At 59.4% G+C, this 23,970-nt stretch carries 21 protein-coding genes; 16 read left to right on the top strand and 5 right to left on the bottom strand.

Annotated elements, in window-relative coordinates; all coding sequences use genetic code 11:
- The first annotated feature begins 87 nt into the window (after positions 1 to 87).
- The 6 genes from murJ (at position 88) to ispH (ending at position 7,571) form a co-directional block, all read left to right on the top strand.
- On the top strand, positions 88 to 1,626 hold the full coding sequence (gene murJ, locus AACY11_RS03250) for a murein biosynthesis integral membrane protein MurJ (protein WP_339432767.1): 1,539 nt from the start codon (positions 88 to 90) through the stop codon (positions 1,624 to 1,626).
- Positions 1,627 to 1,755: 129 nt separating this feature from the next.
- Entirely contained in the window at positions 1,756 to 2,694 is a 939-nt protein-coding gene (ribF, locus tag AACY11_RS03245; RefSeq protein WP_339432768.1) for a bifunctional riboflavin kinase/FAD synthetase, read from the top strand.
- Between the two features lie 13 nt (positions 2,695 to 2,707).
- The gene (gene ileS / locus AACY11_RS03240) at positions 2,708 to 5,539 is read left to right on the top strand and encodes an isoleucine--tRNA ligase (RefSeq protein ID WP_339432769.1); all 2,832 of its coding nucleotides are present in this window, start codon (positions 2,708 to 2,710) and stop codon (positions 5,537 to 5,539) included.
- Positions 5,532 to 6,044, top strand: coding sequence for a signal peptidase II (lspA, locus tag AACY11_RS03235; RefSeq protein WP_221730098.1), 513 nt, complete (start codon positions 5,532 to 5,534; stop codon positions 6,042 to 6,044). The genes ileS and lspA overlap by 8 nt, the downstream gene beginning before the upstream one ends.
- 7 nt (positions 6,045 to 6,051) lie before the next feature.
- Positions 6,052 to 6,489, top strand: a complete 438-nt coding sequence (gene fkpB, locus AACY11_RS03230; RefSeq protein ID WP_339432818.1) for an FKBP-type peptidyl-prolyl cis-trans isomerase — start codon at positions 6,052 to 6,054, stop codon at positions 6,487 to 6,489.
- Between the two features lie 137 nt (positions 6,490 to 6,626).
- A complete protein-coding gene (gene ispH / locus AACY11_RS03225) occupies positions 6,627 to 7,571 on the top strand; it encodes a 4-hydroxy-3-methylbut-2-enyl diphosphate reductase (RefSeq protein ID WP_221730097.1) in 945 nt (314 codons plus the stop codon).
- Here ispH and AACY11_RS03220 read toward each other — a convergent pair.
- A complete protein-coding gene (locus AACY11_RS03220; protein ID WP_339493855.1) occupies positions 7,543 to 8,097 on the bottom strand; it encodes a GspH/FimT family pseudopilin in 555 nt (184 codons plus the stop codon). The two genes, ispH and AACY11_RS03220, sit on opposite strands and share 29 nt — an antisense overlap.
- A 130-nt stretch (positions 8,098 to 8,227) precedes the next feature.
- Here AACY11_RS03220 and AACY11_RS03215 point away from each other — a divergent pair, with 130 nt between their 5' ends.
- Genes AACY11_RS03215 through thiO form a run of 7 tightly spaced genes read left to right on the top strand, consistent with a single transcriptional unit; the run spans position 8,228 to position 14,990 of the window.
- Complete coding sequence (locus tag AACY11_RS03215; RefSeq protein WP_221730095.1) at positions 8,228 to 8,701, top strand: GspH/FimT family pseudopilin; 474 nt, start codon at positions 8,228 to 8,230, stop codon at positions 8,699 to 8,701.
- Entirely contained in the window at positions 8,698 to 9,147 is a 450-nt protein-coding gene (pilV, locus tag AACY11_RS03210; RefSeq protein WP_339432771.1) for a type IV pilus modification protein PilV, read from the top strand. The genes AACY11_RS03215 and pilV overlap by 4 nt, the downstream gene beginning before the upstream one ends.
- Positions 9,144 to 9,857 carry a PilW family protein gene (locus AACY11_RS03205; protein WP_221730093.1) on the top strand — a complete coding sequence of 238 codons (714 nt, stop codon included), beginning with the start codon at positions 9,144 to 9,146 and terminating at the stop codon, positions 9,855 to 9,857. Before pilV ends, AACY11_RS03205 begins: the two co-directional genes overlap by 4 nt.
- A gap of 50 nt (positions 9,858 to 9,907) precedes the next feature.
- Positions 9,908 to 10,348, top strand: coding sequence for a pilus assembly PilX family protein (locus AACY11_RS03200; protein ID WP_339432819.1), 441 nt, complete (start codon positions 9,908 to 9,910; stop codon positions 10,346 to 10,348).
- Complete coding sequence (locus AACY11_RS03195; RefSeq protein ID WP_339493854.1) at positions 10,335 to 13,415, top strand: pilus assembly protein; 3,081 nt, start codon at positions 10,335 to 10,337, stop codon at positions 13,413 to 13,415. The genes AACY11_RS03200 and AACY11_RS03195 overlap by 14 nt, the downstream gene beginning before the upstream one ends.
- Before the next feature lie 15 nt (positions 13,416 to 13,430).
- Entirely contained in the window at positions 13,431 to 13,832 is a 402-nt protein-coding gene (locus AACY11_RS03190; protein ID WP_221730090.1) for a type IV pilin protein, read from the top strand.
- 57 nt (positions 13,833 to 13,889) lie between these two features.
- A complete protein-coding gene (gene thiO / locus AACY11_RS03185) occupies positions 13,890 to 14,990 on the top strand; it encodes a glycine oxidase ThiO (RefSeq protein WP_339432773.1) in 1,101 nt (366 codons plus the stop codon).
- Positions 14,991 to 15,117: 127 nt separating this feature from the next.
- On the opposite strand, the gene AACY11_RS03180 is transcribed toward thiO, so the two are convergent.
- The 4 genes from AACY11_RS03180 to AACY11_RS03165 form a co-directional block, all read right to left on the bottom strand.
- Positions 15,118 to 16,464 (bottom strand): sigma-54-dependent transcriptional regulator, encoded by a 1,347-nt coding sequence (locus tag AACY11_RS03180; RefSeq protein WP_339493853.1) that lies wholly within the window; start codon positions 16,462 to 16,464, stop codon positions 15,118 to 15,120.
- Positions 16,461 to 18,050 carry a sensor histidine kinase gene (locus AACY11_RS03175; RefSeq protein WP_339432820.1) on the bottom strand — a complete coding sequence of 530 codons (1,590 nt, stop codon included), beginning with the start codon at positions 18,048 to 18,050 and terminating at the stop codon, positions 16,461 to 16,463. The genes AACY11_RS03180 and AACY11_RS03175 overlap by 4 nt, the downstream gene beginning before the upstream one ends.
- Entirely contained in the window at positions 18,040 to 18,282 is a 243-nt protein-coding gene (locus AACY11_RS03170) for a PP0621 family protein (RefSeq protein ID WP_339432775.1), read from the bottom strand. The genes AACY11_RS03175 and AACY11_RS03170 overlap by 11 nt, the downstream gene beginning before the upstream one ends.
- A gap of 125 nt (positions 18,283 to 18,407) precedes the next feature.
- Positions 18,408 to 19,424 carry an outer membrane protein assembly factor BamD gene (locus AACY11_RS03165; RefSeq protein ID WP_339432776.1) on the bottom strand — a complete coding sequence of 339 codons (1,017 nt, stop codon included), beginning with the start codon at positions 19,422 to 19,424 and terminating at the stop codon, positions 18,408 to 18,410.
- Positions 19,425 to 19,575: 151 nt separating this feature from the next.
- Between AACY11_RS03165 and rluD the strand changes: the two genes are divergently transcribed.
- The 3 genes from rluD to clpB all read left to right on the top strand — a co-directional run bounded on the left by rluD (position 19,576) and on the right by clpB (position 23,952).
- Positions 19,576 to 20,538, top strand: a complete 963-nt coding sequence (gene rluD, locus AACY11_RS03160; RefSeq protein ID WP_003228314.1) for a 23S rRNA pseudouridine(1911/1915/1917) synthase RluD — start codon at positions 19,576 to 19,578, stop codon at positions 20,536 to 20,538.
- Positions 20,535 to 21,257, top strand: a complete 723-nt coding sequence (pgeF, locus tag AACY11_RS03155; protein ID WP_339432777.1) for a peptidoglycan editing factor PgeF — start codon at positions 20,535 to 20,537, stop codon at positions 21,255 to 21,257. The genes rluD and pgeF overlap by 4 nt, the downstream gene beginning before the upstream one ends.
- Positions 21,258 to 21,387: 130 nt before the next feature.
- Complete coding sequence (gene clpB / locus AACY11_RS03150) at positions 21,388 to 23,952, top strand: ATP-dependent chaperone ClpB (protein ID WP_339432778.1); 2,565 nt, start codon at positions 21,388 to 21,390, stop codon at positions 23,950 to 23,952.
- Positions 23,953 to 23,970 lie beyond the last annotated feature (18 nt).

The following is a 23,970-nucleotide window of genomic DNA, read 5'->3' as shown; positions in this document are numbered from 1 at the left end:
TTTGGCTCTGTGCTGTTGCGGCGCAGAGTATCGCACAAGTAGGCGCATTGTTCGCCTGCTGTTTATCGACAGGCACAAATTCCCTCAATGAATCTGCTCAAATCGTTGGCCGCCGTCAGCTCTATCACGATGCTTTCGCGGGTTCTCGGGTTCGTCCGTGACACGCTCATCGCCCGTATATTCGGGGCCGGGATGGCGACGGACGCCTTCTTTATTGCCTTCAAGCTGCCTAATCTGCTTCGGCGAATCTTCGCGGAGGGTGCGTTCTCTCAGGCTTTTGTGCCGATTCTGGCCGAATACAAAAGCCAGAAAGGCGAGGAGGCGACGCGCACCTTTATTGCTTACGTGTCGGGGTTGCTGACCTTGGTGCTGGCGCTGGTAACGGCGCTTGGCATGATCGCCGCGCCGTGGGTGATCTGGGCGACAGCTCCCGGTTTTACCGACACGCCGGAAAAATTCCAGCTGACCTCCGACCTTTTGCGGGTGACCTTTCCTTACATATTGCTGATCTCCCTGTCCTCGCTGGCTGGTGCGATCCTCAATACCTGGAACCGTTTCTCGGTGCCGGCATTCGTACCGACCCTGCTCAACGTCAGCATGATCGTGTTTGCGCTGTTCCTGACGCCATACTTCGATCCGCCAGTCATGGCCTTGGGCTGGGCGGTGCTGGTGGGCGGTCTGGCGCAGTTGCTTTATCAACTGCCGCACCTGAAGAAGATCGGCATGTTGGTCCTGCCGCGCCTGAATCTGCGCGATACCGGCGTCTGGCGAGTGATGAAGCAGATGCTGCCGGCGATCCTGGGGGTGTCGGTCAGTCAGATTTCGCTGATCATCAACACGATCTTCGCCTCGTTTCTGGTCGCAGGTTCGGTGTCGTGGATGTATTACGCTGACCGTTTGATGGAGTTGCCGTCCGGCGTGCTGGGTGTGGCGCTGGGTACCATCCTGCTGCCGACCTTGGCCAAAACCTACGCCAGCAAGGATCGCCACGAATATTCGCGGATTCTCGACTGGGGGCTTCGTCTGTGCTTTGTGCTGGTGCTGCCGTGCTCGCTGGCGCTGGGGATTCTCGCCGAGCCGTTGACCGTTTCGTTGTTCCAGTACGGCCAGTTCAGTGGCTTTGATGCTGAAATGACCCAGCGCGCGTTGATTGCCTATTCGGTGGGCCTGCTCGGGATCATCGTGATCAAAGTGCTGGCCCCGGGTTTTTATGCGCAACAGAACATTCGCACTCCGGTGAAAATCGCAATTTTCACGCTGATCGTCACGCAACTGTTCAACCTTGTTTTGATTGGTCCGTTGGCTCACGCCGGCCTGGCGTTGGCGATCAGTGCCGGCGCCTGCCTGAATGCCGGGTTGCTGTTCTATCAACTGCGCAAACAGCAGATGTACCAGCCGCAGCCAGGCTGGGCCAGGTTCGGCTTCAAACTGGTGGTGGCGGTGGCGGTGATGTCGGCGGTGTTGTTGATTGGCATGCATTTCATGCCAGCCTGGGATCAGGGGCACATGCTTGAACGCTTCCTGCGTCTGGGGGCCTTGGTGGCAGCCGGCGTAGTTGCGTATTTTGGTATGTTGCTGCTGCTCGGTTTTCGTCTGCGCGACTTCAATCGCAAAGCCTTGAGCTGAGGTTTTACCCTTTATGAGCGGGCACGGGCCGGCAGTTTTGTCGGCTCGATCACTTTGCGTTACGGTGTTGCCTGTCGTCGGCCGTCGGGTGTGGTTATAATCGACCACTTTATGAGCAAGAAGCGCGTTATGCAGCTGGTTCGAGGCCTCCACAACTTGCGCCCCCAGCATCGGGGCTGCGTCGCCACTATTGGCAACTTTGACGGTGTTCACCGTGGTCACCAGGCTATCCTGGCCCGACTGCGTGAGCGTGCGCTCGAGTTGGGCGTACCCAGCTGCGTGGTGATTTTCGAGCCGCAGCCACGGGAATTTTTTGCGCCCGAGACCGCGCCGGCGCGTCTGGCCCGGCTACGCGACAAGCTGCAACTGCTGGCGGCCGAAGGTGTTGACCGGGTGTTATGCCTGGCCTTCAACCAGCGTCTGAGCAAGCTCAGCGCCAGTGAGTTCGTCGACACCATTCTGGTAGACGGCCTCGGCGTACAGCATCTGGAGGTCGGTGATGACTTCCGCTTCGGCTGCGACCGCCTCGGTGATTTCGATTTCCTGTTGCAGGCCGGGCAGGTCCACGGTTTTAGCGTCGAAGCTGCACAAACCGTCGAGCTGGACGGCATTCGCGTCAGCAGCACTCAGGTGCGCAACGCATTGGCCGCCGCCGATTTTGCCCTGGCCGAACGCTTGCTCGGCCGCCCTTACCGCATCGTCGGTCGCGTGCTGCATGGCCAGAAACTGGCCCGGCAACTGGGGACGCCCACTGCCAATATTCAACTCAAGCGTCGTCGCGTGCCGTTTACCGGGGTGTATCTGGTGGATGTGGATATCGACGGCAAGACCTGGCCCGGCGTCGCCAATATCGGCGTGCGGCCCACGGTGCAAGGTGATGGCAAGGCCCACCTTGAAGTCCATCTTTTAGATTTTGCCGGCGATCTGTATGACCGGCGTTTGACGGTGGTTTTCCACCAAAAGCTGCGTGAAGAGCAGCGATTTGCCTCCCTGGAGGCGCTGAAAACGGCGATCAATGCGGATGTCGCCACCGCCCGTGCACTAGCCGCACCTAGCGCCCATCGCTAATGAAGAGCCTTAAATGACCGACTATAAAGCCACGCTAAACCTTCCGGACACCGCCTTCCCAATGAAGGCCGGCCTGCCACAGCGCGAACCGCAGATCCTGCAGCGCTGGGACAGTATTGGCCTGTACGGAAAGTTGCGCGAGATTGGCAAGGATCGTCCGAAGTTCGTTCTGCACGACGGCCCTCCGTATGCCAACGGCACGATCCACATCGGTCACGCACTGAACAAGATTCTCAAGGACATGATCATCCGCTCGAAAACCCTGTCGGGTTTCGACGCGCCGTACGTTCCGGGCTGGGACTGCCACGGCCTGCCGATCGAGCACAAGGTTGAAGTGACCCACGGCAAGAACCTGGGCGCGGACAAGACCCGCGAGCTGTGCCGTGCCTACGCCACCGAGCAGATCGAAGGGCAGAAGTCCGAGTTCATCCGCCTCGGCGTGCTGGGCGACTTCGCCAACCCGTACAAAACCATGGATTTCAAGAACGAGGCCGGTGAAATTCGTGCCCTCGCCGAAATCGTCAAGGGCGGTTTCGTGTTCAAGGGCCTCAAGCCTGTGAACTGGTGCTTCGATTGCGGCTCGGCCCTGGCTGAAGCCGAAGTCGAGTACGAAAACAAGAAGTCCTCGACCATCGACGTTGCCTTCCCGATCGCTGACGAAGCCAAACTGGCTGCCGCGTTTGGTTTGCCGTCGCTGAGCAAACCAGCCTCGATCGTGATCTGGACCACCACCCCGTGGACCATCCCGGCCAACCAGGCGCTGAACGTTCACCCGGAATTCAACTACGCCCTGGTCGATGTCGGCGACAAGCTGCTGGTGCTGGCTGAAGAGCTGGTTGAAGCCTGCCTGGCTCGCTACGGCGTTGAAGGTTCGGTCATCGCCACCACTACCGGCAAAGAGCTGGAGCTGATCAACTTCCGTCACCCGTTCTACGACCGTCTGTCGCCGGTATATCTGGCCGACTACGTCGAACTGGGCGCTGGCACCGGCGTGGTTCACTCCGCTCCGGCCTACGGCGTGGACGACTTCGTGACCTGCAAGAAGTACGGCATGGTCAACGACGACATCCTCAATCCCGTGCAGAGCAACGGTGTGTACGTGCCGTCGCTGGAACTCTTCGGCGGCCAGTTCATCTGGAAGGCCAACCCGGCCATCGTCGAGAAGCTGACCGAAGTCGGTGCGCTGATGCACACCACCGTCATCGAGCACAGCTACATGCACTGCTGGCGCCACAAGACTCCATTGATCTACCGCGCCACCGCGCAGTGGTTCATCGGCATGGACAAAGAGCCGGTCAGCGGCGACACCCTGCGTGTGCGCTCGCTCAAAGCCATCGAAGACACCCAGTTCGTCCCGGCCTGGGGCCAGGCGCGTCTGCACTCGATGATCGCCAACCGTCCGGACTGGTGCATCTCCCGTCAGCGCAACTGGGGCGTGCCGATCCCGTTCTTCCTGAACAAGGAAAGCGGCGAGCTGCACCCACGCACCGTTGAACTGATGGAAGAAGTCGCCAAGCGCGTTGAAGTCGAAGGCATCGAAGCCTGGTTCAAGATGGACGCTGCCGAACTGCTTGGCGACGATGCGCCGCTGTACGACAAGATCAGCGACACCCTCGACGTCTGGTTCGATTCGGGTACCACTCACTGGCACGTTCTGCGCGGTTCGCACCCGATGGGGCACGAGACCGGCCCGCGTGCCGACCTGTACCTGGAAGGTTCCGATCAGCACCGTGGCTGGTTCCACTCGTCGCTGCTGACCGGTTGTGCCATCGATAACCACGCGCCGTACCGCGAGTTGCTGACCCACGGCTTCACCGTCGACGAGTCCGGCCGCAAAATGTCCAAGTCTTTGGGCAACGTGATCGCACCGCAGAAAGTCAACGACACCCTGGGCGCCGACATCATGCGTCTGTGGGTCGCTTCGACCGACTACTCCGGCGAGATGGCCGTGTCCGAGCAGATCCTGCAGCGCAGCGCGGACGCCTACCGGCGTATCCGTAACACCGCGCGCTTCCTGCTCTCGAACCTGACCGGTTTCAACCCGGCCACCGACCTGCTGCCGGCCGAAGAGATGCTGGCACTGGATCGCTGGGCGGTGGATCGCACGCTGCTGCTGCAACGCGAGTTGCAAGAGCACTACGGTGAGTACCGTTTCTGGAACGTCTACTCCAAGATCCACAACTTCTGCGTGCAGGAGCTGGGTGGTTTCTACCTCGACATCATCAAGGATCGTCAGTACACCACTGGCGCCAACAGCAAGGCCCGCCGTTCGGCGCAAACCGCGTTGTTCCACATCTCCGAAGCGCTGGTGCGCTGGATCGCACCGATCCTGGCGTTCACCGCCGACGAGCTGTGGCAATACCTGCCGGGCGAGCGTAACGAATCGGTCATGCTCAACACCTGGTACGAAGGTCTGACCGAGCTGCCGGAAGGCTTCGAGCTGGGTCGCGAGTACTGGGATCGCATCATGCAAGTGAAGGTCGCGGTCAACAAAGAAATGGAAATCCAGCGCGCGGCGAAAGCCGTCGGTGGCAACCTGCAAGCCGAAGTGACGCTGTTCGCCGAAGACGCCTTGAGCGCCGATCTGGCCAAGCTGAGCAACGAACTGCGCTTTGTCCTGATCACTTCGACCGCCAGCGTTGCACCGTTTGTCCAGGCTCCGGCCGACGCGGTAGCGACCGAAGTCAGCGGCCTGAAGCTGAAGATCGTCAAATCGGCCTTCGCCAAGTGCGCCCGTTGCTGGCACTGCCGCGAAGACGTTGGCGTAAACCCGGAGCATCCGGAAATCTGCGGTCGCTGCGTTGAAAACATCAGCGGCGCCGGCGAGGTTCGTCACTATGCCTAATGCCGTTGGCCGTTTCGGACGGTTGAGCTGGCTCTGGTTGAGTTTGCTGGTTCTGGTCATTGACCAGGCCAGCAAGTTCTACTTCGAAAACAAGCTCGAAATGTTCCAGCAGATCGTGATCATTCCCGATTACTTCAGCTGGACCCTGGCTTACAACACCGGTGCTGCGTTCAGCTTTCTCGCTGACGGTTCCGGCTGGCAGCGCTGGCTGTTCGCCCTGATCGCGATCGTGGTCAGCGCGGTGCTGGTGGTCTGGCTCAAGCGACTGGGGCGCAACGAAACCTGGTTGGCCATCGCTTTGGCGCTGGTGCTGGGTGGTGCGTTGGGCAATCTGTATGACCGCATTGCCCTGGGCCATGTGATCGACTTCATTCTGGTGCACTGGCAGAACCGCTGGTACTTCCCGGCGTTCAACTTCGCCGACAGCGCCATCTCCGTTGGCGCGGTGATGCTGGCACTGGACATGTTCAAAACCAAGAAAACCGGAGAAACCGTTCATGACTGAACAGGTATTGGCTGAGCAACGCATCGGCCAGAACACGGAAGTCACCTTGCACTTTGCATTGCGCCTGGAGAACGGCGACACGGTCGATAGCACCTTCGATAAGGCCCCAGCGACTTTCAAGGTCGGCGACGGCAACCTGCTGCCGGGTTTCGAGGCTGCTTTGTTTGGCTTCAAGGCCGGGGACAAGCGTACGCTGAGCGTCGAGCCGGAGAACGCTTTCGGTCAACCGAATCCGCAGAATGTGCAGATCATCCCACGTTCGCAGTTTGCTGATATGGAGCTGTCGCCGGGTTTGCTGGTGATCTTCAACGATGCGGCCAATACTGAGCTGCCGGGTGTGGTGAAAGAGTTCGACGACGCGCAAGTGACCATCGACTTCAATCACCCGCTGGCGGGCAAGACGCTGGCCTTTGACGTGGAAATCATCAGCGTCAAGGCGTTGTAAAAATGTGGGCGCGGGCTTGCTCGCCAAAGCGGTGTGTCAGGCAACTTATAGGTTGAATGTCAGTCAGCATTCGCGAGCAAGCCCGCTCCCACAGTCGTTATTCACTGTTTTTTCGCGCGCAAGACACGAGGCACAGCATGCAAATCAAACTCGCCAACCCCCGTGGCTTCTGCGCCGGCGTGGACCGGGCGATAGAAATCGTCAACCGCGCCCTGGAGGTCTTCGGGCCGCCGATCTACGTGCGTCATGAAGTAGTGCACAACAAATTCGTCGTTGAGGATTTGCGCAGCCGTGGCGCCATTTTCGTCGAAGAACTGGATCAGGTTCCGGACGATGTCATCGTGATCTTCAGTGCCCACGGTGTTTCGCAAGCCGTGCGTACCGAAGCCGCTGGCCGTGGCCTGAAAGTCTTCGACGCCACCTGCCCGTTGGTCACCAAGGTGCATATCGAAGTCGCCAAATACAGCCGCGACGGTCGCGAATGCATCCTCATCGGCCACGCCGGTCACCCGGAAGTTGAAGGCACCATGGGCCAGTACGATGCCAGCAATGGCGGTGCAATCTACCTCGTCGAAGACGAGAAAGACGTGGCCGAGTTGCAGGTACATGACCCGGAAAAACTGGCGTTCGTCACACAGACCACGCTGTCGATGGACGATACCAGCCGCGTTATCGATGCTTTGCGCACGCGTTTCCCTGCCATCGGTGGCCCGCGCAAGGACGACATCTGCTATGCCACGCAAAACCGACAAGACGCGGTCAAGCAACTGGCCGACGAATGCGACGTGGTCCTGGTGGTCGGCAGCCCGAACAGCTCCAACTCCAACCGCCTGCGTGAACTGGCCGAACGCATGTCCACTCCGGCCTACCTGATCGACGGTGCCGAAGACCTGCAAAAGAGCTGGTTCGATGGCGTCGAGCGCATTGGCATCACCGCCGGTGCTTCCGCACCTGAAGTGCTGGTGCGTGGCGTGATCCAACAGTTGCAGGCCTGGGGCGCTACCGGTGCCGATGAGCTGGCGGGCCGCGAAGAGAACATCACGTTCTCGATGCCTAAAGAGCTGCGCGTACGTTCGATTTAAGCGTATTTGTTTTCTGACACAACGCCTGTTCAGCGTTTTTGCTGCTCAGGCGCACTCGACCGGTCGCCGCCAGCACCACCTGGCGCTGGCTGACCGGCTCGCGAGTCGAACAGATGTGTAATGTCCCAGCCTGAAAGGCTCGACCGGGCATCAGCGGTTGCCCCAGGCTGCTGAAGCGCACATAACGGCTCACCAACCAGTTGCCGACAATCGGCACCTTCGCGTCACTCGCACGCTCCACCAGCAGCGGATTGCTGCTGTCCTCCGGCCCCTTGCCGCTGATATCCAGAATGATCCGCCAGCCCTGACTCCAGTCGCCATTGATGCCATGGATTACCACGCTTTGATTGCGTGTGATCGCCATTGTGCGGGCATTGCGGATGCCGTCGAGCAACGACTGTGCGGCCTGATCCCGATGGTTTGACTCCCTGAGCGTGGCAAACGCCGGACTGACCAGCATCAGAACAATTGCGCCAATCGCCAGTCCCATAAGCAGTTCAATCAGGCTGAAGCCTCGTTGCGGCATGAAAATTCCCTCCATGGCGTGTGATGTGCGGGGCGATCCGTGCGCCGCACAGGGCAAATCAACCGACACAGGTCGGTTGAATGTTCTAGCGTGTAGAAGCAGGTATAGCTGACGGCAACGGAGGGCAACGATGGATCTTCGTACAAAAGGTTTCACGCTGATCGAGTTGCTGGTTGCGGTCGCGATATTCGTAACCCTGATCACTTTGGCGGTGCCTGCGTTTACCCGTTCGATACAGGGCAGCAGGGCCGATACCGAAATGGGCGACCTGCAACGAGCGATCAATTTCGCACGACTGGAAGCGATTGATCGGGGCGTGACGACGCGGCTGCGGCCGACGGCCGGGGGCAATGCCTGGACCGGCGAACTGTCGGTCTACGACAGTACTGGCACTTCGGCCAATGTGTTGCGGGTTGTTCCAGCCATGAGCAGCGGCGCAACTCTGGCGCTAACCTCTGGGGTGACCGCACTGGACTTCAACAATCTCGGCGGTCTGGCCGCGCCATCGACGGCGGTGGTCTTCAGTTACACCTTGGGAACGCAAAGCAGGACGCTGAATGTGTGTTTGAACGGACGAATTCAATTGGGTGGAAGTTGCGGATGAGGGCAGGGAGTAAAAACGCACAGGAAGGCATGACGCTGATCGAAGTGCTGGTCGCGTTGTTGATTCTTACGGTCGGGCTGTTGGGGGCGGCGGCCGTGCAACTCAATGCCCTGAAGTACACCGACAGCTCGCGCATGACCAGTCAGGCCAGTTTCATTGCCTACGACATGATGGACCGTATCCGCGCCAATTCCGGCGCCGACTACACCGTCACGCCACCGACGTCGGGCAACCTCAGCGTCGCCCGCGATCAGGATCTCTACGATTTCACCACCAACATCGTCGGTTTCGGCGGGCCGACGGCGACCGGCAGCATCACGCTCAACCAGCGGGTTTACACCATCACCATCACCTGGAGTGACGCGCGGGCAGCCAACACGGCCAGCGCTCAACGCAGTTTCGTGCTGACCAGTCGCGCTGCGGTCGATCCGGTGGCCACGCCATGAAGCGTCACAACCGCGGTTTTGGCCTGATCGAGATGCTGGTCGCCCTGGCACTGGGGCTGATTGTGGTGTTGGGCGTGGTTCAGACTTTCATTGCCGCGAAGAATACCTACGTCAGCCAGAACAGTGCCGCTGCCATGCAGGAAGATGCGCGTTTCGTGTTGAGCAAAATGATTCAGGAAATCCGTATGGTCGGGATGTTTGGCTGCCTTGGCACGATCACCGACGCCAGCACGTCAGGGGATTTCAGTGCGGCGCAGATCACGCCGATCAGTTGGGACAACGCGAACCTGAAACTGACGCTGGTCACGGCCGACATCGGCGGCAGCGGCGGCACACCGACCTGGACAGTGCTCTCCGATTGCCGCAACAGCGCAACGGCTTACACCGGTTTGCGAAGCCCGGCGACCGGGCAGATCGCTTTCCCGATTCGCCGTCTGCTCTACAGTTTCAGCAACAATCAGATTCTGATGGGCACCGGCAGCGGCACACCTGCTCAGCAAGTGTTGGTGAATAACGTCAGCGCTTTCAACGTGACTTTCGGTCTGGCCAGTTCAGCCACCGATGTGGCGGCTTCGACTTACAGTACCAACCCCGGTGATCCAGCACGGATCCGCAGCGTGCGCTTGAGCCTGACCCTCAACGACCCGAGCAAACGGGTGGCCGATCAAACCTTCAACGTGGTTGCGGCTGTCCGCAACCGCTTGCAGTGAGGGCTGCTCCTGTGAGGATTTCTTTCCATCAACGTCAGGCGCAACGCGGCATGGTGCTGCTGGTCAGCCTGGTGTTTCTGTTGTTGCTGACGATGATCGGCCTTTCGTCGATGCAAAGCGCCACCCTTCAGGAAAAAATGGCGGGCAGTGTGAGCCTGCGCAATCAATCGTTCCAGACCGCTGAAGCCGCGTTGCGGGTGGGTGAGAGTGCGGTGCAACTCGATACCTATACGCTGGCAGTGTGCAGCGGCACGACACAATGTGCGCCGCCGGCAGAGTCATCGGTGGTCAGTGCGGCCGGGTTCAATTCGACATCGGGCGTGACCTGGATCACCGCCGGTAACGGCTTCTATGGCGTGCAGAACATCGGCACGACGCTGACCGCTGTCAACGTGCCGAGCAACACCTCGGCAACGCTTTATCGGGTGACCGCGGTCGGCATTGCCGGCACTTCGCGCAGTGTGGTGGAGAGTGTCTATGCGAAGTATTAAGCGCTGCGCATCGCTGCTGTTCGGCATGCTGCTGGGTTTCTATTTGGCAACACCGGTCTATGCGTTCACACCATCCGACTCGCCGCTGTTGAGCGCTGCAGCAGTAGCGCCGAATGTGATGCTGCTTATCGACGACTCGGGGAGCATGAACAGCATCATTTATGCGCCGGAATTCGATCCTGCCGTTGACCGCACACCGGCACGACAGTGCAACGGTTTTTTCGGGTTGTGCTTCAGTTCGACGGAGATCCGCGGTAACACGGTATTTTTGTCGAGCCTTTCGACATCCGGTTGCTCCGGTGGAGCGTATGCGTTTTACAACAACAGTCTGACGCCGCTTTGCCTGAAATTGCCGGATCCGGTGGGTGGTGGCAACACCCGATACTCAGCGGACTACATTTCCTACGTGGTCGGCCTGGCCAACGGCAGTAACCGTGACTTCACCACCGGAGCGATTCCCAACGACTACCGGATCAATGTCGCGCGCAACGTATCGACAGCTCTGGTGACCAGCAATCGCACATTGCGCATTGGCCTGTCGACGTTCAATCCGGTCACCAGCAACAATTCAGGTAATGGCGGTTACATCGCCCGTACCATCAGTGATCTGTCACCGGTGACCGGCAGCGTTACCCAGGCCCAGGCCGACAGCAACTACAACGCTCTGATCTCCTCGATCAACGGACTGAGCGCTGTGGCGAACACGCCGCTGGCGGAAACCTATTACGAAGTCACCCGCTACATGCGCGGTATGACGCCGTACTACAACAATTCGCCGAGCACCTACACCAGCCCGATCCACTATCGCTGCCAGAAAAATTACGGTGTGGTGATCACTGACGGGTTGCCGACATTCGACCGTACCTTCCCGACCAACGATCCGTTAGGCGGCAGCCGTTTACCGAACTGGGATGGCGTCAACAATGACGGCAATAACCTCAATGGCGACGATGAGGGCGACACACTCTATCTGGATGACATCGCCAAATTCGCTTTTGACATCGACATGCGTTCAACCGGTACGGACGCGGCGGGCAAGAGCTGGAATGCAGTGGATTTTCCCAAACAGAACATGAACACCTACACCGTGGGGTTCACCGCTGACAACGAGATGCTCTCCGATGCGGCCAGTTACGGACAGGGCAAGTACTATCAAGCGACCGACAGCACTGGGCTGAACGCGGCATTGTCGTCGGCGCTCAGCGATATTACGTCCAAGGCCGGCTCCGGCGGCAGCGGTGTCACCAGCGGCACTACACTCGCCAGCGGCACCAGCTATTTCCAGACCAGCTACGACCCCAAGGACTGGCGCGGCACGATCAAGTCCTTTGGCTTCACAGCGGCCGGGGCGGTGAACACGTCGGCGACACTCTGGACCACTGACACGACCATCGTGCCGGGGGCTACGGCGCCGATTTACCAATCCTGGAACACATCCAGCAATGCCGCTGTAACGCTGTTCTACGGTAACTTTTCCGCCACACAACAGACGACACTCAGTCAGGGCCTGCCCACCGGCATGACGGGTAACGATCTGGTGGAATGGAGCAAAGGGACCAACAAGGCCGGGTTCAAGGTTCGCAGTGTGTTGTTGGGCGACATCATCAACTCGCCACTGGTGCTGGCGTCGCCAACAGATAAAACCGCCTCAGACCTGTCCGGCGACACCACTTACAGCGCCTACCTGACCACCAAAGCGGCGAACATGAACGCCAGCCTTGTGGTGAATGCCAACGACGGTTTCGTCAACGTCATCAACTCGGCCAACGGCACTCGGCGCTACGCCTACATGCCGTCCAGTGTGTTGCCGTCGCTGCGCTTTATTGCCGATCCGACGTACATCAACGGTGTCAGCCACAAGTTTCTGGTCGACGGTCAGGTCGGCGTGTATGACGCCCAACTCAACAGCGCCTGGAAAACCCTGGCCATCGGTGGCACCGGTGCCGCTGGCAAGACGTTCTATGCGCTGCAACTGTTTGACGCGTCTGCGGGCAACGTTTTACGCGCTCTGTGGGAAGTCAGCGCACCGGCCACCGCCAGCACCGCCAACGCTTTTAATGATCTGGGTTACGCCTATGCCCGACCGGAAGTGGCACGCTTGGCCGATGGGCGCTGGGCGGCGTTCATTGCCAACGGTTATGGCAGCAACTCCGGGGTGGCCGCCTTGTATGTACTGGATGTGCGTGATGGATCGTTGATCAGGAAAATCGTGATCGACAGTAGAGAAACCACTAACGGTCTGTCCTCGGTGAAACTCAAGGTCAACTCGTCCAATGTGGTGCAGGCTGCCTATGGCGGCGACTTGAAAGGGCGATTGTGGAAGTTCGATTTGAGCGCGATGTCGACCAGCAGTTGGGGTGTAGCATTTTCCGGCAAACCGTTGTTCACCACGGCAGGTGGATCGACTCAGCCGATTACCGCGCAACCGTTGCTGGCAGACAACGCGCTGGGCGGCAAACAGATTTTCGTCGGTACCGGTAAATTCAACGAAACGGCAGATAAGACCAACAAGGATTTGCAGGCGTTCTACTCGGTGTGGGATGCCGATGGTGGCTCGGGGCAACTCACTGTCAGTAGTTTGCGGGCGCAGGCCGTCACGGGCGTATTCTCCGGCAGTTCCGGGCAATTCATTACCACCACCCAGAACGACACGACTTATCCGGGGGAGAAAGGCTGGTATCTGCCATTGGTGTATAACAACGCGCTGACCGGTGAGCGGGTGATCAATCAGGCCAGCCTGGTGCTCGGTCGGATCATCTTCACCACGGCGAGCGTCGATACCTCCGATCCCTGTGCCAGTTTCGGCACTGGCAAACTGGTCGAACTCGATGCGTTCAGCGGTAAGATGCTTAACTACGCGGTGCTCGATACCAACGCCGATGGTGTGGTCGATAGCAACGACACGATTTCCAGTGGCGTTGTGTTTACCGGCGGTATCCCGACCCTGAATGCCATCGTCAACGGTGCAACGCGCAAGATCGTGAGTGACTCCAGTGGTGGCGTGACTACCCTGGTGGAAAAATCCGGCGGCGGCAGCCGTCGTATCATGTGGCGACAAATACAGTAAGTGAGAGTTTGAGGCATGCGCAGATTCAACCGAGGTTTTACCCTGATCGAAATCATGATCGTGATTGCGATCATCGGGATCGTCATCACCATCGGCTATCCAAGCCTCACCGAGTACGTGAAAAAGGGCCGCCGTGCCGAGGTGGTATCGCTGTTGTCGGAGCAGGCGCAGACCCTCGAGCGTTTCTACACCAAGAACAATGTCTACACCGGCATTACCGGGCTCAGCACAGGCAACGATTTCTACACCGTCACGCCGACCATTGCTGACCAGACCTTCCTGCTGACCGCCACCCGTAAAACGGGCACGGCCATGGCCACCGACAAGTGCGGGGACTTCACCCTCACCAACACCGGTGTCAGAAGCATGAACAACGCGACTACCGGGCTGACCACCAAGGATTGCTGGGGCCGCTGAAGCGCTTTTCTCAGGGGGCCTTTTGCGCCCACTGTCTTTTTTACGGTTGGATCAAACATGACCAGGCAACAGCAAGTGGTGATTGTCGGTGGCGGGGTAATTGGCCTGCTCACCGCCTACAATCTCGCCTCCGAAGTGCGCAGCGTGGTGCTGCTGGATCGCTCGAACGTCGGCCAGGAATCGTCCTGGGCTGGCGGCGGCATTGTTTCTCCGCTGTATCCGTGGCGCTACAGCCCGGCCGTTACCGCGCTGGCGCATTGGTCGCAGGATTTTTATCCACAGCTCGGCGAGCGCTTGTTCGCCGATACCGGGGTTGATCCCCAGGTGCATACTACGGGCTTGTACTGGCTGGATCTCGATGACGAGGCCGAAGCGCTGGCGTGGGCCAAACGGGAAAACCGTCCGCTGCAGGCTGTGGATATCTCGGCTGCCCACGAAGCGGTGCCGGTGCTCGGTGAAGGTTTCTCACGGGCGATCTACATGGCTGATGTAGCCAATGTCAGGAACCCACGGCTGGTCAAGTCGCTGAAAGCGGCGCTGCTGGCGCTGCCAAACGTGACCATTCACGAACAATGTGAAGTCAGCGGATTTGTTCGCGAGGGTGAGCGCGTCGTGGGTGTCGAGACATCCAATGGGCTGATCGCGGGCGATCAAGTGGTTCTGACGGCGGGCGCATGGAGCGGTGACTTGCTCAAGACGCTGGACCTGACATTGCCGGTCGAGCCGGTCAAAGGCCAGATGATTCTGTACAAGTGCGCAGCGGATTTTCTGCCAAGCATGGTGCTGGCCAAAGGGCGCTATGCGATTCCGCGCCGCGACGGGCATATCCTGATCGGCAGTACGCTGGAGCACGAGGGCTACGACAAGACACCGACCGACGTGGCGCTCGAAAGCCTCAAGGCTTCTGCGGTTGAGTTGTTGCCGGCGCTGGCAGATGCCGAAGTGGTCGGGCATTGGGCGGGGTTGCGTCCGGGGTCGCCGGAAGGTATTCCCTATATTGGCCGGGTGCCGGGGTTTGATCGGTTGTGGCTCAACTGCGGTCATTACCGCAACGGACTGGTGCTGGCACCGGCGTCGTGCCAGTTGTTTGCCGATGTGATGCTGGGACGGACGCCGATTATTGATCCGGCGCCGTATGCACCTGAAGGCCGTATCTAGTCAGGTATTCGTTGGCGTTTGCGTTACCGCTTTCGCGAGCAAGCCCGCTCCCACAGGGGGCTTGCTGTCCACACTATTCATGTACACCCTCTAAACCTGTGGAAGCGAGCCTGCTCGCGAAGGGGCCTCAATCCAGACCGAGCTTCTTCAGGCGATAGCGCATCGAACGAAACGACAGACTCAAGCGCTGCGCCGCCGCCGTGCGGTTCCAGCGGGTTTCCTCCAGCGCCTGCAAAATCAGTTTGCGCTCGACGTTCTCCAGATAATCCTCAAGATTGTCGATCTGCGTGAGGTCGGCAAGGCCGCTCTCGGCCGTGCAATTACCTTCGCTCAGTCGCAAGTCCCCCACCTCGATCACTCGGTTTTCGCACAATGTGTGCGCGCGTTCGAGGACGTTTTCCAGTTCCCTGACATTCCCCGGAAACCGGTAACTTTTTAGTGCTTCCAAGGCCTGTGGGTGCAAGCGTGCCGCCGGTTGGTCGCTGCCGCTGGCCAGGCGCTTGAGCATATGACTGGCCAGCACTTCAATGTCATCGCGTCGTTCGCGCAGGGACGGTACGCGCAGTTCAATCACGTTTAGCCGGTAATAGAGATCCTGACGAAAACGCTCGGCCGTAACCTGCGCCTCCAGATCTTTGTGTGTGGCGCAAAGAACCCGCACGTCGACCACGCTTTCCTGCTGGCCGCCAACACTGCGCACGGCTTTTTCCTGAATCGCCCGCAGCAGTTTTACCTGCATCGACAGAGGCAAGTCCGCCACTTCATCAAGGAACAACGTGCCGCGATTCGCAGCTTGAAACAACCCGGGTTTGTCCTCGACGGCGCCGGTAAAGCTGCCTCTGCGATGACCGAAGAATTCGCTTTCCATCAGCTCCGAAGGAATCGCCCCACAGTTCACCGGCACGAATGGCTGACTGGCGCGTGGTCCTTGTTCGTGAATCAGTCTTGCGACCAATTCCTTGCCGCTACCGGACTCGCCACTGATGTACACCGGCGCCTGGCTGCGGGCGAGTTTGTCGATCTGTTTGCGCAAGTTGCGCATCGGTGGCGATTCGCCCAGCAAGCGTCGATCAATCGATGTTCCGAGTCCGCCAGAGGCAGGCATGCGCAGGGCCGTGCCGACCAGTTCGCGCAGGCGAGTGAGATCGACAGGTTTGGTGAGAAAGTCGAACGCGCCGGCTTTGAGGGCGTTGATCGCCGTTTCCAGGCTGCCGTAGGCGGTAATCATCGCCACCGGCAGTTGCGGGTAACGTTGCTGGATGTGCTGCACCAGTTCCAGCCCCGTACCGTCGGGCAAGAGCATATCGGTCAGGCACAGGTCGAACGACTCGCTGTGTAACAGCGTCCGGGCTTCGCTGAAGTTGCGTGCGCTGAGGGTGTCGAGTTTCATCCGTCCCAAGGTGATTTCCAGGAGTTCGCGGATATCCGGTTCGTCGTCGACGATCAGGATTTTTTGCCGTGGGCTCGTGTTCAACTTTGTTTCCGTCCGTGAGCAAAGGTGATGCGAAAGCAGCCGCCGCCTTGGCGTGGTTTGAAGTCTAGGCGCGCTTGGTTGCTTTCGCACAGCTCACGGGACAGATAAAGCCCAAGGCCGGTGCCTTGGCTGCTGGTGGTGAAGAAGGGTTCGAACAGGTGCGCCTGTTCATCGGGCGGCACGCCGGGGCCGTTGTCCTGCACTTCGAGTGTCGCCAACTGGCTATCGGCGTCGATGAACAGTGCCAGCCAGACCTCGGCCTGATCATGCAGCAAGGCGCTATGACGCCAACCGTTGCGTAACAGATTGTCGAGAATTTGCGTGAGTTGGTTGGGGTCCATCAGGGTGGTGAAGTCACCCGAGTTGATTCGCAGATGAATCTGCTGGCGCTCGGTGGCCTGTTCGCGGCTTTCGGCGACGAAGTTTTCCAGCCACGGCTTGAGTTCCAGCCGTTGGGGGGCGCTTTGCTGGCGGCGGGACAGTTGCAGGACGTTTTCGATGACTCGGTTCATGCGCTGGGAGTGATCTTGAATAATCTGCGTCAGACGCCGATCCGCGCTGTCGAGTTCCTCGGATTCACCCAATAGCTGCGCGGCATGACTGATGGCGCCCAGCGGATTGCGAATCTCGTGGGAGATGCCGGCAGTCAAGCGTCCGAGGGCGGCGAGTTTGAGTTGCTGGGCCTGTTGGGCGATCTGCGCCAGATCCTCGAGGAACACCAGGGTTTGCTGGTTCGGACTTTGCTCGAGTGCAATGAAGTTCGGTTGCAACTCCAGACCGTTGCCGGGAATTTTCAGACTCTGCGGGCGCAGGGTCGGGTTATTCATCCACAGTAGCAGGCGATCGACCAGCGCCGGCGAGTAGTCGTCGATCAAATGGCCTTGAAGACGGGCTTGCGCGAGCAACGTCTGGGCGCTGTGGTTGGCCAGTTGTACCCGCCGTTGCTCGTCGAGCACCAGAATCCCGGTGCGCATGCGTTGCAGGATCAACGCGTTGAGGGCTTCCAGGCCTACCACTTCGCTGGCGCGCTGTTCGGCCAGTGTTTCGCTGACTTCCAAGCGCCGGGCCAGTCCTTGCACCAACAGAGACGCGGCAAAACACAGGGCGCCGAGAGTGCCGGCCTGCAGGTATTCGTTGGCGCTCAGGGGATGGCTGAAATTCAGCACAAAACTCAAGCCGACAATACCGAGAGCCCCAATGGCGGCGATCAGCAGACCGATGCGTCGTCGTAGCAAGGTATTGCTGATGGCCACCGAGACAATCAGCAAATTTCCCAGGGCGCTGGCAACGCCACCTGCTGCATAGAACAGGCCGCACAGCAGTAATACGTCGACCAGCGCGAGACTGAACAGTTGCGCGGGGCGGCGGATGTTTTCCAGAAACACCACGAGCAGAATGTTGAGGATCAGGTACAGCCAACTGCCACCGCGCAGCAGATCGTCGTTGGCCGACGTCAGCAGACGGTTGTCCATGTTGCTGGAGATCAACAGCACCAACGTGATGCCGACACTTAAACGGTAGAGATGATAGAGGCGCAGCAGACGCTGAGCCTGTTTGCTGTTGGCGTTGGCGGCCTCAGCGATCACTGGGGCCTGGGCCTTGCTCAAGGTGAGCCTGGCTGCAATACCACTGTTGTTGAACGCTCAGCGCGCGGTCGCGGGGCAGGTGCACGCCACAATGGGCGCAACGCACCATTGGTGCGGCATCCTGTTCGCGAGGCGAGCGTGGAGATTGTGTGGACGAGGCGGATGCCTTGAATTTGCGCCACAGCCATACCGCAGCAAATATCAGGACGATCCAGAACAATAAACGAAACATGATGAGCGGCTTTCCGACTGATGATCCGGCAGTTTAGCCAAGGACCTGACAAGCGCACAGCCTATTAAAGCGCGGTAATGAAAAAGGGAGATCCGAAGATCTCCCTTTTTGTCCATCCGGTGTGATCAGTCGAACACGCCGAAAGTCATGTAGCTGAACCACGAACGGTCGCTGTTGCTCGACTCAGGTTCCGGCTCTTCAATCACGTCGCCGTTTTCGTCTTTAGGCTTGAGCTCGTTCGGGATCGCGTCTTTGGCGTCCTGGAACTGCTTCTGTACGTCCTGGTTGGCGCGGGTCTCGCCTGGCGGCAGCGGTGGACGCGACTCGATCAGACCGAGGGTCGCCTTGCTCAGGAACGAACGGTTGTCGGCTTCGGCGACCGATGGCACGAACTGACCGTCTTGCAGGCTCGGGTGGTTCGGGTAGTTGAGCTTCAGGGTTTCCAGGCTGGTGGCCGCCAGTTCGTCCAGGTGCAGACGCTGATAGGCTTCGGTCATCACCGCCAGGCCGTCACCGACCGATGGGGTTTCCTGGAAGTTCTCCACGACATAACGGCCACGGTTGGCCGCAGCAACGTAGGCCTGACGGGTCAGGTAGTAGTCGGCGACGTGGATTTCGTAGGCCGCCAGCAGGTTGCGCAGGTAAATCATGCGCTGCTTGGCGTCCGGCGCGTAGCGGCTGTTCGGGTAGCGGCTGGTGAGCTGGGCGAACTCGTTGTAGGAGTCGCGGGCAGCGCCCGGGTCACGCTTGGTCATGTCCAGCGGCAGGAAGCGCGCCAGCAGGCCGACGTCCTGGTCGAAAGACGTCAGACCTTTCAGGTAGTAGGCGTAATCCACGTTCGGGTGCTGCGGATGCAAACGAATGAAACGCTCGGCAGCGGACTTTGCAGCTTCCGGCTCGGCGTTTTTATAGTTGGCGTAGATCAGCTCCAGCTGTGCCTGATCGGCGTAGCGACCGAACGGATACCGCGACTCCAGAGCCTTCAGCTTGGCTGTGGCGCTGGTGTAGCTGTTGTTGTCCAGGTCAGTCTGAGCCTGCTGATACAGCTCGGCTTCGCTGAGGTTTTCGTCTACGACTTCCTTCGATGAGCAAGCAGCGGTCAATGCGAGGATGGCGATCAGCAGCAGGTGTTTCACTTGCATGGCGGCTTGCGTCCCTATGACGGCCGCTGTCTTGGGCGGGGCCGTCCTGTTATGATGAGCGCCCCGTTGAAAAGCCTCGGGGCAAAAGACGCCGTATTTAACCACAAGCGCGCAGCCGAAACCAAAGGCTGTGCCGACGCCCAGTCAGAGCATGTCCGATAAAATTGAACTTCGCGCAGAGGTGCCGTCCGATTTGGGCGGCCAACGCCTCGATCAAGTCGCCGCCCAACTCTTCGCTGAGCACTCACGCTCGCGCCTATCCGCCTGGATCAAAGAAGGTCGCCTGACTGTGGACGGGGCGGTCATCCGCCCTCGCGACATCGTGCATGGCGGTGCCATCCTTGAGCTGACTGCCGAGCAGGAAGCCCAGGGCGAGTGGATCGCCCAGGACATCGAACTCGACATCGTCTATGAAGACGACGACATTCTGGTGATCAACAAGCCTGCGGGCCTGGTGGTGCACCCGGCTGCCGGTCACGCCGACGGCACTTTGCTCAACGCTTTGCTGCACCACGTGCCGGACATCATCAATGTCCCGCGCGCCGGTATCGTGCATCGTCTGGACAAGGACACCACCGGTTTGATGGTGGTGGCCAAGACCATTCAGGCGCAGACAAAGCTTGTTGCACAATTGCAGAGCCGCAGCGTTAGCCGCATCTACGAGTGCATCGTGATTGGCGTGGTGACCGCCGGTGGCAAGATCAACGCCCCGATCGGCCGTCACGGCCAGCAGCGCCAGCGCATGGCGGTGATGGAAGGCGGCAAGCCTGCCGTCAGCCACTACCGCGTGCTGGAGCGTTTCCGTTCCCACACCCACGTTCGGGTGAAACTGGAAACCGGCCGTACCCACCAGATCCGCGTGCACATGTCGCACATCAACTTCCCGTTGGTCGGCGACCCGGCGTACGGCGGTCGTTTCCGCATTCCGCCAGCCGCAAACCCGACCATGGTCGAGTCGCTCAAGCACTTCCCGCGTCAGGCCCTGCATGCGCGCTTCCTTGAACTGGATCATCCGACGAGCGGTGAGCGCATGAGCTGGGAATCGCCGCTGCCGGAAGACTTCGTCTGGTTGCTGACCCTGCTCAAGCAGGATCGCGAGGCTTTCGTCGGATGAACTGGCTGACGCCGGACTGGCCTGCGCCGGCCAGCGTCAGGGCCTGTGTCACCACCCGCGAGGGTGGTGTCAGCGAGGCACCGTTCGACAGCCTCAATCTGGGCGATCATGTTGATGATCGCCCGGAGGCTGTTGCCGAAAATCGTCGGCGTCTGACTGATCACTTCTCTATAAAGCCTGCCTGGTTGCAGCAAGTTCACGGCATTTGCGTGGCGCATGCTGATCCGGGCGTGGTTGCAACGGCTGATGCCAGTTGGTCGGCAACCCCCGGTATTGCCTGCACGGCAATGACGGCCGATTGTTTGCCGGCGCTTTTCTGTGATCGCGCCGGCACCCGCGTTGCAGCGGCCCATGCCGGTTGGCGTGGTCTGGCGGCCGGTGTGCTCGAAGCCACGCTGGATACGCTCGATGTCCCGGCACAAGAGGTGCTGGTCTGGCTCGGTCCGGCCATCGGCCCGCAAGCGTTTGAAGTTGGCCCGGAAGTGCGGGAGGTCTTTATCGATCAACTGCCCGAAGCGGCGACAGCCTTTGTCCCGAGCCACAATGCGGGCAAGTTCATGGCTGACATCTATAAGCTGGCCCGCCTGCGTCTTGCAGTTCGTGGTGTCACTGCGGTTTACGGCGGCGATTTCTGCACCGTGACCGATCCGCGTTTCTTTTCTTACCGCCGTGCGTCGCGCACGGGTCGCTTTGCCTCCCTGGTTTGGCTCACCCGCTAGACTTGCCTGACCTGCATCAACTCTCCGCCGCTTGAATCTCGCAGAATCGACCGCATCTACAGTGGTATCTGGCAGGTTTCTTCATTCAGGATGGTTTTCAGGTCCGGCCTGCTCAAAAGGAAGGTGACCCATGCGTATAGACCGTTTAACCAGCAAATTACAGTTGGCCTTGTCCGACGCCCAATCGTTGGCTGTCGGCCATGATCATCCGGCTATTGAGCCGGCGCACTTGATGCAAGCCATGCTTGAGCAGCAGGGCGGTTCGATCAAACCTCTGCTGATGCAGGTGGGCTTTGACATCAATAGCTTGCGTAAAGAGCTGACCAAAGAGCTCGACCAATTACCGAAAATCCAGAACCCCACCGGCGACGTCAACATGTCGCAGGACCTGGCGCGTCTGCTCAACCAGGCTGACCGTCTGGCTCAGCAGAAGGGCGACCAGTTCATCTCCAGCGAGCTGGTGCTGCTCGCCTCGATGGATGAGAACAGCAAACTCGGCAAGTTGTTGCTTGGCCAAGGCGTGAGCAAGAAAGCGCTGGAGAACGCGATCAACAACCTGCGCGGTGGCGACGCGGTCAACGACGCCAACCATGAAGAGTCGCGTCAAGCGCTGGATAAATACACTGTCGACCTGACCAAACGTGCCGAAGAAGGCAAGCTCGATCCGGTGATCGGTCGTGACGATGAAATTCGTCGCACCATTCAGGTTCTGCAACGCCGTACCAAGAACAACCCGGTGCTGATCGGTGAACCCGGTGTGGGTAAAACCGCGATTGCCGAGGGCCTGGCCCAGCGCATCATCAACGGCGAAGTGCCGGACGGCCTCAAGGGCAAGCGTCTGCTCTCGCTGGATATGGGCGCATTGATTGCCGGTGCCAAGTACCGCGGTGAGTTCGAAGAGCGCCTGAAATCGCTGCTTAACGAGCTGTCGAAGCAGGAAGGGCAGATCATTCTGTTCATCGACGAACTGCACACCATGGTCGGCGCCGGTAAAGGCGAAGGCTCAATGGATGCTGGCAACATGCTCAAGCCAGCGCTGGCTCGCGGCGAGTTGCACTGCGTCGGCGCGACCACGCTCAACGAGTACCGCCAATATATAGAGAAGGACGCAGCCCTCGAACGGCGCTTCCAGAAAGTATTGGTGGATGAGCCAAGCGAAGAAGACACCATCGCGATCCTGCGTGGCCTCAAGGAGCGTTACGAGGTTCACCACAAGGTCGCGATCACTGACGGTGCAATCATCGCAGCGGCCAAGCTGAGCCATCGCTACATCACTGATCGGCAACTGCCGGACAAGGCCATCGACCTGATCGACGAGGCCGCCAGCCGCATCCGTATGGAGATCGATTCCAAGCCGGAAGTGCTGGATCGTCTGGAGCGCCGCCTGATTCAGTTGAAGGTGGAATCGCAGGCACTGAAGAAAGAAAGCGACGAAGCCGCGATGAAACGCCTGGAAAAACTTCAGGAGGAAATTGTCCGTCTCGAGCGTGAGTATTCGGATCTGGAAGAAATCTGGAACTCGGAAAAAGCCGAGGTACAGGGTTCTGCACAGATTCAGCAGAAGATCGAACAGTCCCGTCAGGAGTTGGAAGCGGCGCGCCGTAAAGGCGACCTGAACCGCATGGCCGAGTTGCAGTACGGGGTGATCCCGGATCTGGAGCGCAGCCTGCAAATGGTCGATCAGCACGGCAAGAGCGAAAACCAGTTGCTGCGCAGCAAGGTGACTGAGGAAGAAATCGCTGAAGTCGTGTCGAAGTGGACCGGCATTCCCGTGTCGAAAATGCTCGAAGGCGAGCGCGACAAGCTGATGAAGATGGAAAGCCTGTTGCACCAGCGTGTGATCGGCCAGGACGAAGCGGTCGTGGCGGTGGCCAATGCCGTTCGGCGTTCCCGCGCCGGGTTGTCGGATCCGAATCGCCCGAGTGGCTCGTTCATGTTCCTCGGCCCGACCGGTGTCGGTAAAACCGAGCTGTGCAAGGCGCTGGCTGAATTCCTCTTTGATACCGAAGAGGCGATGGTGCGGATCGACATGTCCGAGTTCATGGAGAAACATTCCGTGGCACGATTGATCGGTGCGCCACCGGGATACGTCGGTTACGAAGAGGGCGGTTATCTGACCGAAGCGGTACGGCGCAAGCCTTACTCGGTGATCCTGTTGGACGAAGTCGAGAAAGCGCACCCGGATGTGTTCAACATCCTCCTGCAAGTGCTTGAGGATGGTCGCCTGACCGACAGCCACGGTCGTACGGTGGACTTCCGTAATACCGTGATCGTCATGACGTCGAACCTGGGGTCAGTGCAGATCCAGGAGCTGGTGGGTGATCGTGAGGCGCAACGTGCGGCGGTGATGGATGCGCTGACCAGTCACTTCCGTCCGGAGTTCATCAACCGGGTTGACGAAGTGGTGATCTTCGAGCCTTTGGCGCGGGATCAGATCGCGGGCATTACCGAGATTCAGTTGGGCCGTCTGCGCAGTCGTCTGGCCGAGCGCGAATTGAAGCTGGAGCTGAGTCCGCAAGCGATGGATAAGCTGATTGCCGTCGGTTACGACCCGGTCTACGGCGCGCGACCTTTGAAACGGGCGATCCAGCGTTGGATCGAAAACCCGCTGGCACAATTGATCCTCTCGGGGCATTTCATGCCGGGGGACACGGCAACCGGTACCGTTGCGGACGACGAAATCGTTTTCAACTGAGCCGCAGCGTCAATGAAA

The organism is Pseudomonas sp. RA_105y_Pfl2_P56 (genome assembly GCF_963970845.1).
Taxonomy (GTDB): domain Bacteria; phylum Pseudomonadota; class Gammaproteobacteria; order Pseudomonadales; family Pseudomonadaceae; genus Aquipseudomonas; species Aquipseudomonas baetica_A.
Note: the sequence above shows the minus strand (reverse complement) of the source record. Positions and strands in the feature narration are given on the sequence as shown.